At 63.7% G+C, this 15216-nt stretch carries 19 protein-coding genes; 12 read left to right on the top strand and 7 right to left on the bottom strand.

The genetic code is table 11. The features are described from left to right. Positions 1–30: 30 nt before the first annotated feature. Both G7045_RS06250 and G7045_RS06255 read right to left on the bottom strand, forming a co-directional pair. Positions 31–966: a nucleotidyl transferase AbiEii/AbiGii toxin family protein gene (locus G7045_RS06250; RefSeq protein WP_166158796.1), complete on the bottom strand. Its 936-nt coding sequence runs from the start codon at positions 964–966 to the stop codon at positions 31–33. Further along, positions 959–1717 (bottom strand): type IV toxin-antitoxin system AbiEi family antitoxin domain-containing protein, encoded by a 759-nt coding sequence (locus G7045_RS06255; RefSeq protein WP_166158798.1) that lies wholly within the window; start codon positions 1715–1717, stop codon positions 959–961. The genes G7045_RS06250 and G7045_RS06255 overlap by 8 nt, the downstream gene beginning before the upstream one ends. A gap of 523 nt (positions 1718–2240) precedes the next feature. On the opposite strand from G7045_RS06255, the gene G7045_RS06260 reads away from it, so the two are divergent. The 4 genes from G7045_RS06260 (at position 2241) to G7045_RS06275 (ending at position 4174) form a co-directional block, all read left to right on the top strand. Then, complete coding sequence (locus tag G7045_RS06260; protein WP_166158800.1) at positions 2241–2630, top strand: hypothetical protein; 390 nt, start codon at positions 2241–2243, stop codon at positions 2628–2630. Continuing rightward, positions 2627–2881: a pyocin activator PrtN family protein gene (locus tag G7045_RS06265; protein WP_205737214.1), complete on the top strand. Its 255-nt coding sequence runs from the start codon at positions 2627–2629 to the stop codon at positions 2879–2881. The genes G7045_RS06260 and G7045_RS06265 overlap by 4 nt, the downstream gene beginning before the upstream one ends. 200 nt (positions 2882–3081) lie before the next feature. Beyond that, on the top strand, positions 3082–3375 hold the full coding sequence (locus tag G7045_RS06270; RefSeq protein ID WP_166158802.1) for a hypothetical protein: 294 nt from the start codon (positions 3082–3084) through the stop codon (positions 3373–3375). Then, positions 3365–4174, top strand: coding sequence for a hypothetical protein (locus tag G7045_RS06275; protein ID WP_166158804.1), 810 nt, complete (start codon positions 3365–3367; stop codon positions 4172–4174). The genes G7045_RS06270 and G7045_RS06275 overlap by 11 nt, the downstream gene beginning before the upstream one ends. A 54-nt stretch (positions 4175–4228) precedes the next feature. Here the strand turns inward: G7045_RS06275 and G7045_RS06280 are convergent, their stop codons facing one another. From G7045_RS06280 to G7045_RS06290, 3 genes are all read right to left on the bottom strand, one after another. Continuing rightward, on the bottom strand, positions 4229–4501 hold the full coding sequence (locus G7045_RS06280; protein WP_166158806.1) for a hypothetical protein: 273 nt from the start codon (positions 4499–4501) through the stop codon (positions 4229–4231). A 98-nt stretch (positions 4502–4599) separates the two neighbouring features. Further along, the gene (locus G7045_RS06285; protein WP_166158808.1) at positions 4600–5109 is read right to left on the bottom strand and encodes a GNAT family N-acetyltransferase; all 510 of its coding nucleotides are present in this window, start codon (positions 5107–5109) and stop codon (positions 4600–4602) included. Beyond that, a complete protein-coding gene (locus G7045_RS06290; RefSeq protein WP_166158810.1) occupies positions 5106–5387 on the bottom strand; it encodes a DUF1778 domain-containing protein in 282 nt (93 codons plus the stop codon). Before G7045_RS06290 ends, G7045_RS06285 begins: the two co-directional genes overlap by 4 nt. 521 nt (positions 5388–5908) lie before the next feature. On the opposite strand from G7045_RS06290, the gene G7045_RS06295 reads away from it, so the two are divergent. Together G7045_RS06295 and G7045_RS06300 are read left to right on the top strand one after the other, a co-directional pair. After that, positions 5909–6955 (top strand): methionine ABC transporter ATP-binding protein, encoded by a 1047-nt coding sequence (locus G7045_RS06295; protein ID WP_166158812.1) that lies wholly within the window; start codon positions 5909–5911, stop codon positions 6953–6955. Between the two features lie 10 nt (positions 6956–6965). Next, positions 6966–7631 carry a methionine ABC transporter permease gene (locus G7045_RS06300; protein ID WP_166158814.1) on the top strand — a complete coding sequence of 222 codons (666 nt, stop codon included), beginning with the start codon at positions 6966–6968 and terminating at the stop codon, positions 7629–7631. A gap of 87 nt (positions 7632–7718) precedes the next feature. Here G7045_RS06300 and G7045_RS06305 read toward each other — a convergent pair whose 3' ends face one another. Continuing rightward, entirely contained in the window at positions 7719–8903 is a 1185-nt protein-coding gene (locus tag G7045_RS06305; protein ID WP_166158816.1) for a PLP-dependent aminotransferase family protein, read from the bottom strand. Positions 8904–9043: 140 nt separating this feature from the next. After that, positions 9044–9685 carry an FMN-dependent NADH-azoreductase gene (locus G7045_RS06310; protein WP_166158818.1) on the bottom strand — a complete coding sequence of 214 codons (642 nt, stop codon included), beginning with the start codon at positions 9683–9685 and terminating at the stop codon, positions 9044–9046. A gap of 122 nt (positions 9686–9807) precedes the next feature. Between G7045_RS06310 and G7045_RS06315 the strand changes: the two genes are divergently transcribed. From G7045_RS06315 to G7045_RS06340, 6 genes are all read left to right on the top strand, one after another. Continuing rightward, a complete protein-coding gene (locus G7045_RS06315) occupies positions 9808–10734 on the top strand; it encodes a LysR family transcriptional regulator (RefSeq protein WP_166158820.1) in 927 nt (308 codons plus the stop codon). Positions 10735–10860: 126 nt separating this feature from the next. Next, positions 10861–11862 (top strand): sulfate ABC transporter substrate-binding protein, encoded by a 1002-nt coding sequence (locus tag G7045_RS06320; RefSeq protein ID WP_166158822.1) that lies wholly within the window; start codon positions 10861–10863, stop codon positions 11860–11862. A gap of 7 nt (positions 11863–11869) precedes the next feature. Beyond that, positions 11870–12703, top strand: coding sequence for a sulfate ABC transporter permease subunit CysT (gene cysT, locus G7045_RS06325; protein WP_240919287.1), 834 nt, complete (start codon positions 11870–11872; stop codon positions 12701–12703). Further along, complete coding sequence (gene cysW / locus G7045_RS06330; RefSeq protein ID WP_166158826.1) at positions 12700–13530, top strand: sulfate ABC transporter permease subunit CysW; 831 nt, start codon at positions 12700–12702, stop codon at positions 13528–13530. The genes cysT and cysW overlap by 4 nt, the downstream gene beginning before the upstream one ends. After that, positions 13527–14639: a sulfate/molybdate ABC transporter ATP-binding protein gene (locus G7045_RS06335; protein ID WP_166158828.1), complete on the top strand. Its 1113-nt coding sequence runs from the start codon at positions 13527–13529 to the stop codon at positions 14637–14639. Before cysW ends, G7045_RS06335 begins: the two co-directional genes overlap by 4 nt. Continuing rightward, entirely contained in the window at positions 14639–15175 is a 537-nt protein-coding gene (locus G7045_RS06340) for a disulfide bond formation protein B (RefSeq protein WP_166158830.1), read from the top strand. Before G7045_RS06335 ends, G7045_RS06340 begins: the two co-directional genes overlap by 1 nt. Positions 15176–15216: the final 41 nt, after the last annotated feature.

Consider the following 15216-nt stretch of genomic DNA (forward strand, 5'->3'; position numbering starts at 1 on the left):
CACCGCTTGACGTGGCGGAGAGCCAAGCCCTCAGCGAGGAGGCGGCGAGGTTCGTCCAAGTCCGGCGTCGAGCGCATCAGCCTGTGCCGCGAAGTCTGCGGGGCGCCGCTTGCGGAAGGCGTCCAGGTTGGTCAGCTTCCACCGCAGGGCTGGCAGTTGGGCGGCATGCTGGCAGTGCACGAGAGACCAATCCGGCGCTGCGCGCACCAGCCCGCTGAGAAATTGCCGGTGGGCCTGGGTCAGCCGGCCAGGCAGTGCCTGGCGCAACTGGGCCCGAACCTCCAGCAGTGTCTCCAACGGGCAGTGCACCTCGGTCATGCCGACGAAGGCACGCTCGTACTCGGCCGCGATGTCTTTGTCATTGCCAAACAGCACTTCGTGCGGTGGCCGGTTGTGGCCGGCCAGGTAGAGAACGAAACACTCGACCATGCCGTCAGTAAGGCCGCCGGCTTCGAAGAGCTGCCAGACGTCGAACAGGTCGCGCGGGTGCTGCCGGTCCAGGGCGGCCACCAGCTTGCCCGCGTACAACTCGTCGTGCGCGAGGATGGGCGCATCGAATTCGACACCGAAGAGATCGCTGGTCCTGGCGCTCAGCGGTTTGCGCTCCACCGGCAGCACCGTGCCACGGAAGACGACGTTCACTTCGATCTTGACCTGGCTGGTGTCGTTCTCGACGATCAGCTTGGTATCGGCCAGATCCTTGCTGCGGATCAGACGGGTCTGCAGGCCCAGCGGGCCGACCCGCTGCGCGATGGCGGCCAGCTCGTCATTGATCGCGGCCAGTGCTGCGTCGCGTGGCACGTCCCAGGGGCGAAACACCACATCGATGTCGACCGACAGGCGAGGCATGTCCTGCACGAACAGGTTGATCGCCGTGCCGCCCTTCATTGCGAAGATGTCGTTGGCGAAGACCTCTGGGGCAACGGACAGCAACAGGCGGACGGTGTCGGCGTAGTTTTTATCCATGGGGTTTCAGGCTCAGAAGGGTGCCATCGGCGAGCCGGCTCATCCAGCGCTTGTCACTGCCGGTGCGCAACGGATGCCGCGCCACCAGATCATCCACATCCACCACCCCGGTTTCGCGCGCCCAGGTGAGGAACAGCCGCACGGCCTTGACGCTGGTGCAGCAGGACAGCAGTTGGCCCAGCAGCTCCTTGCGCGGCGAGCGCAGGCCATCGAAAACGTTGCGGGCCTCTTCCAGGCTCTGCTTCGTGCCAGCGTCGTACAGCAGCTCCAGCACAGCGCGCTCGGGAAACGACACCCGCAAGCCATCAGGCAGGCCGGGTGGCGTGCCCAGCGTCTTGCTGTCCAGCGAGGCGTCCGGCCAGTCGAACAGGCGTGTGTGGACGTAGCGCGCCGGGAAGCGCGAGGTGAACCACTCGGGCGTGGTGTAGCGAGCCTCGCCCCACAGCACCAAGGTGTCGCGGCTACCCAGGTTGTGCCGCACGCCCTGCACTGCCAATGCGCTCTTGCCGCCGACATGCATGCCGGGCACGCGCTGCTGCAGGAACTTCAGCGCCCCATACACCCCGTAGTCGTCATTGGGAAAGGCGTAGACGCCCTGCGCCAGGCGAACCAGCCAGCCGCCCTCCGCATAGCGCGCGGCGAGCTGAGGCGACACGCCCAGCGTTGCCAGCGTGGCCAGATCGAACGGCGCTCCTCGGGGAAGCTCGGTCTGCAACCGCTTGATTAGCTGATGCCTTGAATTTTCACTCATAAAATAAAAATAGCACAAAATTCAATCAACACCTAGATCGCACGCTTGATATTCGCATGAAAATTCGCCTATGGAGCTATTTTTGGAGCTGAATCCAATCAGGGCGCCATACATCGACTCAGCGCCGCCGCGACTTTCGACGACGGTCCATTCAGCCCTCCGGTGCGCGTTGCAAAAATACATCAGCTCCGATTTCGCAGAAACGCGCATTTCTTGACCTGCGGTGCGGTGTATCCAGATACTGGCAACGTCCCTGAGCGAAAAAGAGTCTGACGCGGCAATGTGGGTGCACGGATCGCAGCAGGCAGTAACGGGACTTCACTAGTGCACTGACGACATCAGGGGTAGCCCCCTGATCCATGACGGAGCCCGGCGAACAAGATCTCCCGGGGCAGTGGACGGTCGGACATCGATAGATCCGGTTCGTGTCCCCTAATTCTGGGTAGGGGGACCAGGCGCGCGAAGTTGCGACGAACGGTGACCCGGTTCTTTTCCCCTCGGGGAATTCGAACCCTGGATCACCATGCACGATTGCCAAAAGTCCGTCGGCGCCACCAGCCGTACCCTCGCCGCAGCACAGTTCCACGTCGGCAAATCGCGCGACAACCCGGAGCCAGCGTCTCCTCGCCAAGGTTTCTGCACGCCGGAGAAAACACGCGCTGAAAACCTTCAAGATGAGGTGGAGCGCCGTCTCGAGTGGACGTTGACCCAACTGCTCGACCACGCAGCCGGTGGCGTCGACCACCAAAACGAAGCGCAGTTCAACCTGATCGCACAGTTCCACGGACAACTTCTGCTGCTCGACGAAAAGGCGCGCGAAGGAGGCGACCCTGACCACCAGGAAAAGCTGTTCGCACGCGCTGCCGTCACCTTCACGCTGATGAACGCAGCGCTGCCGGAGGTGGCACTGTGAACACCGCGTTCGCACTCATGGCCGTCTTCGATGGCCCCACCGTGTCGCTGGATCGCATCTGCGTCGACTACCTCGGGCTCAGCCGGCAGGAGGCGATGCGGCAAGCGGCACAGGGCGAGTTGCCTCTTCCCGTGTTCCGGCTCAACAAGTCTCAGAAGGCGCCTTACGTCATCCATGTCGGCGATCTGGCGAAACTGATCGACAAGGCCAGGGAACAGGCTGAAGAGACGTGGAAGCGATGCCAGGTGTGAACGGGCGTGGGGGGGGGCGCTCCGCGCGCTCGACCAGACTGATGAGCAATATGGCCTTCGCAAATTCAGACGGATGACGACCATCTGCCAAGTGCAGGCGAGAGGGGGATCGACTCCGCATTTACACTCGACCTCGTTGTGTGTTTTTCTCTGTCTTACGCCACAGCGCGCCAAGCCAGACGAGTTGGGAGGAATCGAATATGGCGTTTCTAAAAGGCCTGGACGATCTGCAGAAAACCTTGTCCGAGGCGCAGCGAGCACTTGAGGCTGTCAACGGCGAGCTCGGCACCTTGTCCTTCAATCCAGAGGATCCTGGGAGCGTCGAAGCTGCGATCGCCGAGTCCGAGCGGTTGGTCGACGAGCGACTGGGCAAGTACGCCAACAACTCAATCGTCGGGCCACTGATGGTCCAAATGAAGCAGTCGTTCAGGACTGCTGTGATCGAGAAGGCAGCTGAGGCACGGTTGAAGGGAGATGCGTCAGATGGTGAATAGAGATGTCCTGTTCAAGCGGATTAACAACGCCTTGTTTGACATGCAAGCGGCAACGTCGCAGACCTTCGAGCAGCACTTCCTGACCTATGCCCGACTCTTTACGGATTCATCTCTCCAAGCCCTGAACGAACAGCTGACCGCCAACCTCGATGTTGACCAGTTTCTGGAAGTCAGTTCCCGGTCGCAGGGCAGCATGGTCGGTTCGGCCCGTCTCGCTTGGCCTGAGAGCGCGGATCAGGTGCTCGGCCTGCGGTTCTTGTTGGTTCAGAAGTTTGCGCGTGAACCGCAGGGCTTGTTGAATTTCGCGCACACCTATTACACGGTTGGGCGCAACCTCACTGGCGAACTGCATAGCCTGACCCGTCAGTTGCTAATCCCCTTCGCCCGCGACTACAAGGACTATGTGATGGCTATTGAGCAATCGGAAGGGGCGGCGTCCGCGGGCAGCGTCGAAGGCGGCACTGCGCACCTGCCTACACAGATCACTTATCACATCAACGGAAACAATGCTCGAGTGAACCACCAGTCGGTGGACAACTCGGTCAACTCAGTGACGATTAACAGCACGGTGATGAACTGCATCCGTGAACTACGAGAAGAGGTTCAAAGGGCGTCGCTCTCCGAGGAGCAACGGACCTCAGCCGTGGAAGTGGTCGATGAGATCGAGTCACAGATTGCTTCCGGAAAGCCCAAGCGTGCGATCCTAGCCCCGCTGCTGGCATCACTGCCCGCTATGGAGTCGATCACGACAATCAGCAACAACTTGCTGGAAGCTCTGAAGACGACCGGGATCCTCTAAGCGCTCAGCGCCAGAGATCCCGATCGGTGCTCTATTCGGCGGAGACCGTACTAGCTATACCGATCCGGCGCCGTCGTCAGTTACGGGCTCAATACGGTATCCGCGCTGCCGCTCGAATTCGCGGTGCTGCGCGGAAACTTCCGCGTCCTCGAAGTTGCCTGCGACGGCGTCATCCACCCCATTGCCGTCGAGGCCCGGCAGTCCACCGATCATGCCGCCCCAAGCTTGGTGTTCCTGGCTCTCGCCCACGAATGGCAGCAGGTAGGCGTCCAGAATGCCCTTGCCCGGCGTAGCGATCTCGGCTCTCAGTGCAGTCAGGTAACCCATGCACCTGTTTTCTTGGTTAAATGGCCTCGGTTTGACCCGACGAATGTCCAAGCTCGCGGCTGGCAATCAAGAGAACGATGCCCTGTAGTCAGCCTCACTCAGGGAATCGCCGACATGGGCAAGAACATGGGCGACGGCGCGGGGCTCTTGTCGCCCTCCAGCGGCACAAAGCCCAGCTTCTGATAGAAACCGAACGCTCCCGCGTCGGCATCCAGGTACAGGCCGTAACTCCCGATGTTCTGCGCCCCGACTTTCACGATGTCCAGCGCATGGTTCATGAGCTGCAAGCCAAGCCCCTGGCCTGCGTCGGCATGGTGAACCCCCAGCATGATCAAGCGGACACAGGGAATAGCTTTGGGGAGCCCGCCACGCTGCAGGGTACCCAGCGCCGACAGCGCAATGGTGTGGCTGGCGATCGTGAAGAAGCCGGCGAATCGCTGCGTGGTCCCATCGTCCTCCAGTAGCACGTAGGCCACGCTCAGACCTTGTTTGACCTGCTTCCTGAGCGAGTCCTTGACAAACTTGTTGATGACGGCGTGCCGGCAATCGAACTGGTTGTAGCCCTCATACTTCGCCCCAGGATCGAAGCGAGTGATGAAAAAGCTCATTCACGCACTTTCAAGCGGGGCGTGCGGCGCAGTTCCTTCATGGCCTCGGTCGGAGCAACCGGCGTCTGCAGCACGCTGGCCAACTGCGCCTGCCCCTGCACCGAGAGCTGGATGGAGGTGTGGTCGAGCAGGATCGCACGCGCCTTTTCCATGGCGGTCGACAGCATGAAGGACGACAGGTCCATGCCGCCCAGGACGGCGGCCTTGCTCAGCAGCTCCTTGGCTTCCTTGGTGGTCTTGAGCTCCATGCGAGCATCTTTGAGTGCGAGCGCGCCCATGTCGGTTCTCCTAGTACAGGCCTCGTATCATACGGATATCAGCCGTACAGTCAAGTCATCCTTGAGCACGCTGGACTGGCATCCCCGCCGACGCTTCAGGCGCTGACGACCTTTTGGAAAGTGCAACTCGGCCCCGAACTCAAGCGCTTTTCTGCACATTCAGTGCAACGAAAATGCAACGACTCCAAACGAATAGTTGCAACACGTTGATTTGTCTATGATTTTTTAAGACGCCGTCCAGTCGAGCATGGGGGCGACGGACAGGCGCGGGTAGGGCGGTTCAGGGGTGCGCATTCACAGGTATCAGGGCGGGAGGCAGGGCGCGATTGTCCCGCATCCCGATAACTGCTGCCCGGCGCAGGAGGAAAGGCTGCGTGGGGTTATGGCAGTTGAGGTATATTTTTCGCCCTGTTCATGCGCGCAGGTTGGATGCTTTCCCCTTGGCTGCTGCGCGCTGCCCCTTATTCTTCTTGTCGCCACCGCAAGGCCAGCGCCGGGCGGTGGCGTTTTGCATTGGCACCATGATTGACCTACGGGGTATCACCCAGATTTATCAGGGCCCACAAGGCCCGTTCGAGGCGTTGCGCGGCGTTGATTTGAAAATTGAGCCGGGCGAGGTGTTCGGCATCATCGGGCGCTCGGGCGCGGGTAAAAGCTCTCTGGTGCGCGTCATCAACTTGCTCAACCGCCCCACGCGCGGTCAGGTCTGGGTGGGTGGGCGTGAGCTGACGGCGCTGCCCGAAGCGCAGCTGCGCGCGGCGCGGCGCGACATCGGCATGGTGTTCCAGCATTTCAACCTGCTGTCTTCGCGCACGGTGTGGGACAACGCTGCGCTGCCGCTGGAGCTCGCCGGCATGAGCGCCGCCGCCATCCGCGAGCGTGTGGGGCCGCTGCTTGAACTGGTGGGCCTGTCGCACCTGGCGGGGCGCTATCCGGCGCAGATTTCGGGCGGGCAAAAGCAGCGCGTGGGCATTGCGCGCGCCCTGGCCAGCCATCCCAAGGTGCTGCTCTCGGACGAGGCCACGAGTGCGCTCGATCCGGAGACGACGCGCTCCATCCTCGATCTGCTGCGCCAGGTCAACCGCGAGCTGGGGCTGACGGTGGTTTTAATCACGCACCAGATGCAGGTCGTCAAGCAAATTGCCGACCGCGTGGCGGTGATGGAGGCCGGGCGCATCGTCGAGCAGGGCCCGGTGGTCGATGTGTTTACCCAGCCGCGCGAGGCCATCACCAAGAGCCTGATCGACGAGATCGTGCCGCAGGAGCTGCCCGCGAGCGTGCTCACCCGCGTGCGCCGCCTGGCGCAGCAGCTCGCGCCCGGCCACAGCGGCCAATTGCTGCGCCTGGCGTACGCCGGCGAGCAGGCGTACGAGCCCATCCTCTCGCACCTGATCCGCGAGCTGGGGCTGGATTTGTCGATCCTGCACGGGCAGATCGACGAAATTCAGGAGCAAACCTTTGGCTCGCTGGCCGTGTACGCCAGCGGCCCCATGGCGCGCATTGGCGCAGCCATCGACTACCTGCGTGCGCAGGGGGTGACCGTGCGCACGGTCGATGTTCAAGACTGAGGGCAGGGCAATGTTTGAAAATTTTTCGGAAATGATGCTGGAGCTGCTGGCGACCTCGCTGTGGGAGACCATCGTGATGGTCGGTGTCTCGGGCCTGCTCAGCGGCCTGGCGGGCATTCCGCTGGGGGTGTTTTTGCGCCTGACCGACAAGGGCGGGGTGCTGCAAAACCTGCCGCTGAACCAGCTGGTGGGCGGCATCGTCAACGCGGCGCGCTCGACGCCTTTCATCATCTTGCTGGTGGCCATCATCCCGTTCACGCGCCTGCTGGTGGGCACCTCCATCGGCACCTGGGCGGCCATCGTGCCGCTGACGCTGGCGGCTGCGCCTTTCGTGGCACGCCTGGTGGAGACGGCGCTGCGCGAAGTCGATGCAGGCTTGATCGAGGCGGCGCAGTCCATGGGCGCGAGCACCTGGCAAATCGTCTGGAAAGTGCTGCTGCCCGAGGCCCTGCCGGGCATCGTCGCCGGCCTGACGATCAGCTTCGTCAGCCTCACGGGCTACTCCGCCATGGCTGGCGCCGTGGGCGGCGGCGGTCTGGGCGACCTGGGCATTCGCTATGGCTACCAGCGCTTTTTGCCCGACGTGATGCTGGCCGTGGTGCTGATCCTGATCGTCTTCGTGCAGCTGATCCAAAGCCTGGGCGATTGGGCGGTGCGCAGGCTCTCGCACCGCTGAGCCGCACCCAAAGTCTTGGGTGCAGCAATTATTCAGCTATTATTTTTATAGCTGCTTGCGCTTGCCTGGAGCGCCTTAGAGGCATTTTTAACCCGCAATGGCAGCGCGCACCGTGGCGGCAAGTGCGGCAATGCCGGTGTCGATCTGCGCACTGCTGGCCGTGACGAAGGACAAGCGCAGCGTGCGCGGGTCGGCGTGCTCGGCGTAGAAGGCGGCGCCGGGCACGTAGGCCACGTTGCGCTGCACGGCCTCGGCCAGCAGGGCCGTGGCGTCCAGCCCCTCGGGCAGGCGCAGCCACAAAAACATGCCGCCCTGCGGGCTGTTCCAGTGCACGCCCAGGCCCGCCATTTCGCGCTCCAGGGCGGCGAGCATGGCGTCGCGCTGCTGCTTGTACAGCGCGCGGATGGTGGGCACGTGGCGGTCAAGAAAGCCGTCTTTGAGCACCTCGGCCACCATGCGCTGGTTGAAGCCGGGGCTGTGCAGGTCCGCTGCCTGCTTGGCCTGCAGCAGCTTGGGGTACACGGCCTGGGGCGCCACGATATAGCCCAGGCGCAGGCCCGGCGCCAGCACCTTGGAGAAGCTGCCCAAATAGATGCAGCCTTCGGGGTTGCGTGCCGTCAGCGGCGCCGGTGGCGGGCTGTCGAACCACAGGTCGCCATAGGGGTTGTCTTCCACCAGTGGCAGGCCCAGGGTGGCCGCTTGCTGCACCAGGGCGGCGCGGCGCGCCTCGCTCATGGTGCGGCCGGTGGGGTTCTGAAAATTGGGCAGCACGTACAAGAAACGGGCTTTATCGGCGCCGCTGCCGGTTTTGGCGCTCAGGTCGTCAATGTTCACGCCTTGTTCGTCGCTGTCCACGCTCACCACCTGGGGTTGCATGGGCGTGAAGGCCTGTAGCGCACCGAGGTAGGTGGGGGTTTCAACCAGCACGCGGCTGCCCTCGTCGATCAGCACCTTGGCCACCAGGTCCAGGCCCTGCTGCGAGCCGGTGGTGATGAGCACTTGGGCCGGGTCCACGTCCCAGGGCAGGTGCGCGGCAATGGCTGCGCGCAAGGGGGCGTAGCCTTCGCTGGCGGCGTATTGCAGGGCGGCTGCGCCGTCGTGCGCCAGCACTGCTGCGCAGGCGCTGGCAAAGGCATCGACGGGGAAGGTCTTGGGTGAAGGCAGGCCGCCAGCCAGGCTGATGATGCCGGGCTTTTCGGTGACTTTGAGGATCTCGCGGATCACCGAGGGATTCATTTTTGCCGCGCGCGCGGCCAGGTTCCAGTGTGTCATGTGCGGTGTTTTCTCAGGGGAGCGGCGCCGGGGGTGGGGCGCTGCAGATCGCAAAAAAGGCCGGGGTAGGGCCTGCCTGGCAGCCCGGGGTTGGGCCGCCAGGGTGCGAGCTTAACCGCTGCAACCGCAAGTTGCCGGGCTCAGGCTGCGGCGCTGACGCGTTCCTGGTTGGCTGCCGGGCCGTGCAGCAGCTCGGCCAGATTTTGGCGTGCGTTGCCCAGGGCCTTTTCCTTGTCCATGGCCACGCCTTCGGCGCGCACAAAGCGCACATCGGTGATGCCGAAAAAGCCCATCACGGTCTGCAAATAGCTTTCCTGGTGCTCCAGGGCGCGGCCCGCTTCGCTGGTGGAGTAAATACCGCCCCGGCTCGACGCCACGATCACCGTCTTGCCTTTGGCCAGCCCTTCGGGGCCGTTGGCGGTGTAGCGGAAGGTGCGCCCGGGTTGGGCGATGCGGTCGATCCAGGCTTTGAGCTGCGTCGGGATGCTGAAGTTGTACAGCGGCGCACCAATGACGATCACGTCAGCGCCCAGAAATTGCTGCACCAGGCGCTCGGAGACAGCGTTTTCCTGCTGCTGCGCCGCGCTCAGGCCCTCGGTCTGGCCGGTGCGCGGGGCCATGGCGTCCATGGTGAAGTGGGCCGGGGCGTCTTGCGCCAGGTCCAGGTACTGCACCTGGGTGTTGGCGTGCTGCGCCTGCCAGGCGGCAACGATGTGCGCCGTCAGTTCGCGCGAGATGGACTGGGTGCCGGTGATGGCGGAATCAATGTGCAGCAGTTGCATGAAGGGCTCCTGAAAGGTGTAGGTGTTTTTGTTGCAGTGCAGCGATTGTCCATTGAATCAAAAACATTGATAAGACAGCGGTGTTGCAATAGATTGTCCTGTTTGTAGAACAATACCCCACCATGCAAGACTTCAACGACATGCTGTTTTTCGCCGAGGTGGCCGAGCGCGGCGGCTTTGCCGCTGCCGGGCGGGCGCTGGGCGTTCCAAAATCGCGCCTCTCGCGCCGCGTGGCCGAGCTGGAGGCGCGCCTGGGCCTGCGGCTGTTGCAGCGCACCACGCGCAGCCTGGCGCTGACCGAGGTGGGCGAGGCGTATTTGCGCCATTGCCAGGCGATGCGCGAATCGGCGCAGGCGGCGGCCGAGCTGGTGGCGCAGGTGCAGGAGGCGCCACGCGGCACGGTGCGCGTGAGTTGCCCGGTGACGCTGGCGCAAACCGTGTTGGGCGAGCTGATCCCGGATTTTTTGGCGCGCTACCCCGAGGTGCGCCTGGAAATGCAGGTCAGCAACCGCGCCGTGAACCTGGTGGAGGAGGGCATCGACGTTGCCCTGCGCGTGCGCGCCACGCTCGAAGACAGCGCCAGCATGGTCGTCAAGCGCCTCGATAGTGCGCAGCAGGTATTCGTTGCCAGCCCAGCCTTGCTGGCACGCCAGGGGCGACCGCGCACGCTCGATGAGCTCGCGCGCATGGACTGCATTGCCATGACTGCCGTCGATGGGCGCACCAGCTGCCTGCTGCACAACGCCCAGGGCCAGGTGCACACCGTGCACTGCAAGCCGCGCTACGTGGCCGACGACCTGCTCACGCTCAAATTTGCCGCCCTGGCCGGCACCGGCTGGTGCTGGCTGCCTGACTACATGTGTCACGAAGAAATCCGGCGCGGCACCCTGGAGCAGCTCCTGCCCGACTGGGCGCCGCCCGGGGGTATCGTGCACGCTGTTTTCCCCTCGCGCCGGGGGCTGGCGCCAGCAGTGCGGCATTTTCTGGATTTTCTGGGCGAGGCCATGCCAGGCTGCAACCACTGGCAGGGGCGGCAGGAAAAGCCCTGATGCAAACCCAGATACAGGCTTCTATATGCCATATCCTGATTAACAAACAAAAATATATTCGTTTGCGTTGAATGCGTGCCTTTGGACAATCGCGACTTCCCTCCGCTTTGCAAGGTGACACCGCCCATGAACGCATCCACCCTCAAGTCCCTGACCGCTGCCCTGGCCCTTACCCTCGGCGGTACGGCTTTTGCGCAAAATCAGCTGCTCAACGTCTCGTACGACGTAGCGCGGGAGTTCTACAAGGACTACAACGCAGCCTTTGTCGCCCACTACAAAAAGGCCAAGGGCGTGGAAGTGAAGGTGGACCAGTCGCACGCCGGCTCCAGCGCCCAGGCGCGTGCCGTCAATGATGGCCTGGCTGCCGACGTGGTGACGTTCAATACCACCACCGACGTGCAGTTCCTGGCCGATAACGGCGTCGTCGCCAAGGACTGGGCGCAAAAATTCCCGCACAATGCCGCCCCCACGACCTCGACCATGTTGTTCCTGGTGCGCCACGGCAATCCGAAAAATATCAAGGACTGGAGCGACCTGGTACGCCCTGACGTGAAGGTCATCGTCGTCAACCCCAAGACCGGCGGCAATGGCCGTTATGCCTACCTGGCCGCCTGGGGCAGCGTGCGCGAGAAGGGCAGCAGCGATGCGCAGGCGGCCGAGTTCGTCGGCAAGCTGTACAAAAACGTGCCCCTGCTGGCCAAGGGCGGGCGCGATGCCACGGCCACCTTCTTGCAGCGCAATATTGGCGACGTGCTCATTACCTTCGAGTCCGAGGTGGTGTCGGTCGAGCGCGAATTCGGCCAGGGCAAGGTCGATGCGGTGTACCCCTCGGTCAGCATCACGGCCGAGAACCCGGTGGCCGTGGTCGAGCGCACCGTGGCCAAGAAGGGCTCGGGCGAGCTCGCCCGCGCCTACCTGGACTACCTCTACTCCGACGAGGCGCAAGAGATTGCCGCGCGCCACGCCATCCGTCCGCGCTCCGAAGCCGTGCTGAAAAAGCACGCCGAGCAGTTCAAGCCGATCGCGCAATTTACCGTCGCCAAGTACTTTGGCAGCCTGACCGAGGCGCAGAAGGTGCACTTCAATGACGGCGGCCAGTTCGACAAGCTCTACCAGGCCGGCAAGTAAGCGCGCCATGATCACTGCCCGCCAGCGGGTGTTGCCCGGCTTTGGCCTGACGCTGGGCTACACCCTTTTTTACTTGAGCGTGATCGTGCTCGTGCCCCTGGGGGCGCTGCTGCTCAAGACCTTTTCCATGACTTGGCCGCAGTTCTGGGAGGCCGTGACGGCGCCGCGCGTGCTCGCCGCCTACCGGCTCTCCCTGGGGGCCTCGCTGCTGGCGGCCTGCGTCAACCTGGTGTTTGGCCTGCTCATCGCCTGGGTTCTGGTGCGCTATTCGTTCCCCGGCAAGCGCGTGGTCGATGCCCTGGTCGATCTGCCCTTTGCCCTGCCGACGGCGGTGGCCGGCATCTCGCTCACGGCGCTGCTGGCGGGCAATGGCTGGGTCGGGCAATATCTGGAGCCCATGGGCGTTCAACTGGCGTTTCAGCCCGGTGGGGTGGTGGTGGCGCTCATCTTCATCGGCCTGCCGTTCGTCGTGCGTACGGTGCAGCCGGTGCTCGAAGACGCAGAAAAAGAGCTGGAAGAAGCCGCCACCAGCCTGGGCGCGACGCGCTGGCAAATTTTTACCCAGGTGATCCTGCCGGGCATCACGCCGGCGCTGCTCACGGGTTTTGCCATGGCGTTTGCACGCGCCTTGGGTGAATACGGCTCGGTGATTTTCATTGCCGGCAACGTGCCCATGGTGTCGGAGATCACGCCGCTCATCATCATCGGCAAGCTCGAGCAGTACGACGTGGCTGGCGCCACAGCGGTGGCCGTGGTCATGCTGGTGCTCTCGTTTGCCATGCTGCTGGTCATCAACGCGCTGCAAGCCTGGCAGCGCCGCCATGCGGGGATGTCGGCATGAGCACCACCGAAGCACCCTGGGTGCGCAGGCTGCTCATTGGCCTGGCGCTGGCATTTTTGCTGCTGTTTTTGCTGCTGCCGCTGGCGGCCGTGTTCACCGAGGCGCTGCGCCAGGGCTGGGGCGCCTACCTGGCGGGCCTGGCCGAGCCCGATGCCTGGTCGGCCATTCGTCTGACGCTGCTCACAGCCCTGATTTGCGTGCCACTCAATTTGGTGTTTGGCGTTGCGGCGGCCTGGTGCATTGCCAAGTTCGAGTTCCGGGGCAAGGCGTTTCTCATCACCTTGATCGATCTGCCGTTTTCCATCTCACCCGTGGTCGCCGGCTTGATGTACGTGCTGGTGTTTGGCGCCAACGGCTGGTTCGGCCCCTGGCTGGCGGCGCACGACATCAAAATCATTTTTGCCGTGCCCGGGATTGTGCTGGCCACCGTGTTCGTCACCTTCCCCTTCATTGCGCGCGAGCTGATTCCGCTGATGCAGGCCCAGGGCCAGGACGAGGAGCAGGCGGCCACGGTGCTGGGCGCCAGCGGCTGGCAGACGTTTTGGCATGTGACGCTGCCGAACATCAAATGGGGCCTCTTGTACGGCGTGATTCTGTGCAACGCCCGCGCCATGGGCGAGTTTGGCGCCGTCTCGGTGGTCTCGGGCCATATCCGGGGCCAGACCAACACCATTCCGCTGCACGTGGAGATTCTCTACAACGAGTACCAATCCGTCGCCGCCTTTGCCGCCGCCTCGCTGTTGGCGCTGCTGGCGCTGGTCACGCTGGCGATCAAAACCGTGGCCGAACACCACAGCGCGCAGCAGCTGCGCCAGAGCACCCCATGAGCATAGAAATCCGCAATATCAGCAAGCGCTTTGGCGCATTTCAGGCACTGCAGGGCGTCAACCTCGACATCGCCTCGGGCGAACTGGTGGCGCTGCTCGGGCCGTCTGGCTGCGGCAAGACCACGCTGCTGCGCATCATCGCCGGGCTGGAGAGCCCTGACACCGGCAGCATCGCCTTCGCCGGGCAGGACCAGACGGCCGTGCACGTGCGCGAGCGTGGCGTGGGTTTCGTCTTTCAGCACTACGCGCTGTTCCGGCACATGACGGTGTTCGACAACGTCGCCTTTGGCCTGCGTATGAAGCCGCGCCGTGAGCGAGCGAGCGAGGCGCAGATCCGCGCCAAGGTCATGCAGCTGCTCACCATGGTGCAGCTCGACTGGGTGGCCGAACGCTTTCCGGCGCAGCTCTCGGGCGGGCAGCGCCAGCGCATTGCCCTGGCGCGGGCGCTGGCCGTGGAGCCCCAGGTGCTGCTGCTCGACGAGCCCTTTGGCGCGCTCGACGCCAAGGTGAGAAAGGAATTGCGCCGCTGGCTGCGCCGCCTGCACGATGAGCTGCACGTGACCAGCATCTTCGTCACCCACGACCAGGAGGAAGCGCTGGAGGTGGCCGACCGCGTGGTCGTCATCAATAAAGGCCGCATCGAGCAAGAAGGCACGCCCCAGCAGGTGTGGGACAGCCCGGCGAGTCCGTTCGTGTATGGCTTTTTGGGTGACGTCAACCTGTTCCATGGCCGCGCCCACGAGGGGCAGCTGCACATGCAGGGCCTGCAAATTGCCGCCCCCGAGCACGCCAGCGCCGACAACGCCAGCGCCTTTGCCTACGTGCGCCCGCACGACCTGGACGTGGCGCGCTACAGCGCCCACACGGCAGCGGGGCAGGGGGGCATCGTCGCGCGGCTCGATCGCGCCATCGTCGTCGGCCCGATTGCGCGGCTGGAACTTATCGCCTGCGAGGATGCCAAAGCAGCCGACAATGCCAGCCCGCAGCCAGTGATTGAGGCGCAAATTCCGGCGCAGCAATTTCGGGACATGGGGTTTGCCGAAGGGGAGGTTTTGCTACTCACCCCCCGGCGCGCCCATGTCTTCCTTGACCAGGCGGCGGGCATTTGATGAACCCCTCGCTGCTTTTCACGACCGTGCTGCATTACATCGACACCTCCCCGCGCCGCCTGCTCGCCGCCCTGTGCGCCATCTGCCTGGCCCTGCTGGCCTTTGGCCTGTACCTGCAGTATCAGCAGGGGCTCGAACCCTGCCCGATGTGCATCGTGCAGCGTTATGCTCTTATTTTGGTAGCTGCTTGCGCAGGTCTGGCAAGCCTTGGGGCCAAAAAATGCTGGCAAACCGCCTGGGCCACCCTGGCCCTGTTGCTGGCTGGTTTTGGCGCCTTCACGGCGGCGCGCCAGAGCTGGCTGCAGTGGTACCCGCCCGAATTCGCCAGCTGCGGGCGCGACTTCTTCGGCATGGTCGAGAGCTACCCCTTGAGCCGCGCCATTCCCATGATCTTCCGGGGCTCGGGCGATTGTGCGGCGGTGGACTGGTCGTTTTTGGGCGGCTCGATTGCCAACTGGTCGTTCCTGTGCTTTAGCGCCATGGCGCTGTTTTTGCTGGTCTTCGTCGTGCGCCGGGGGCGCTGCCGCGCGCACTGAGCCCGCACCGGCCCATACCGGGCGCGCGCGGCCAGTGGGCA

This window comes from Acidovorax sp. HDW3, from assembly GCF_011303755.1.
Taxonomy (GTDB): Bacteria; Pseudomonadota; Gammaproteobacteria; order Burkholderiales; family Burkholderiaceae_C; genus Paenacidovorax.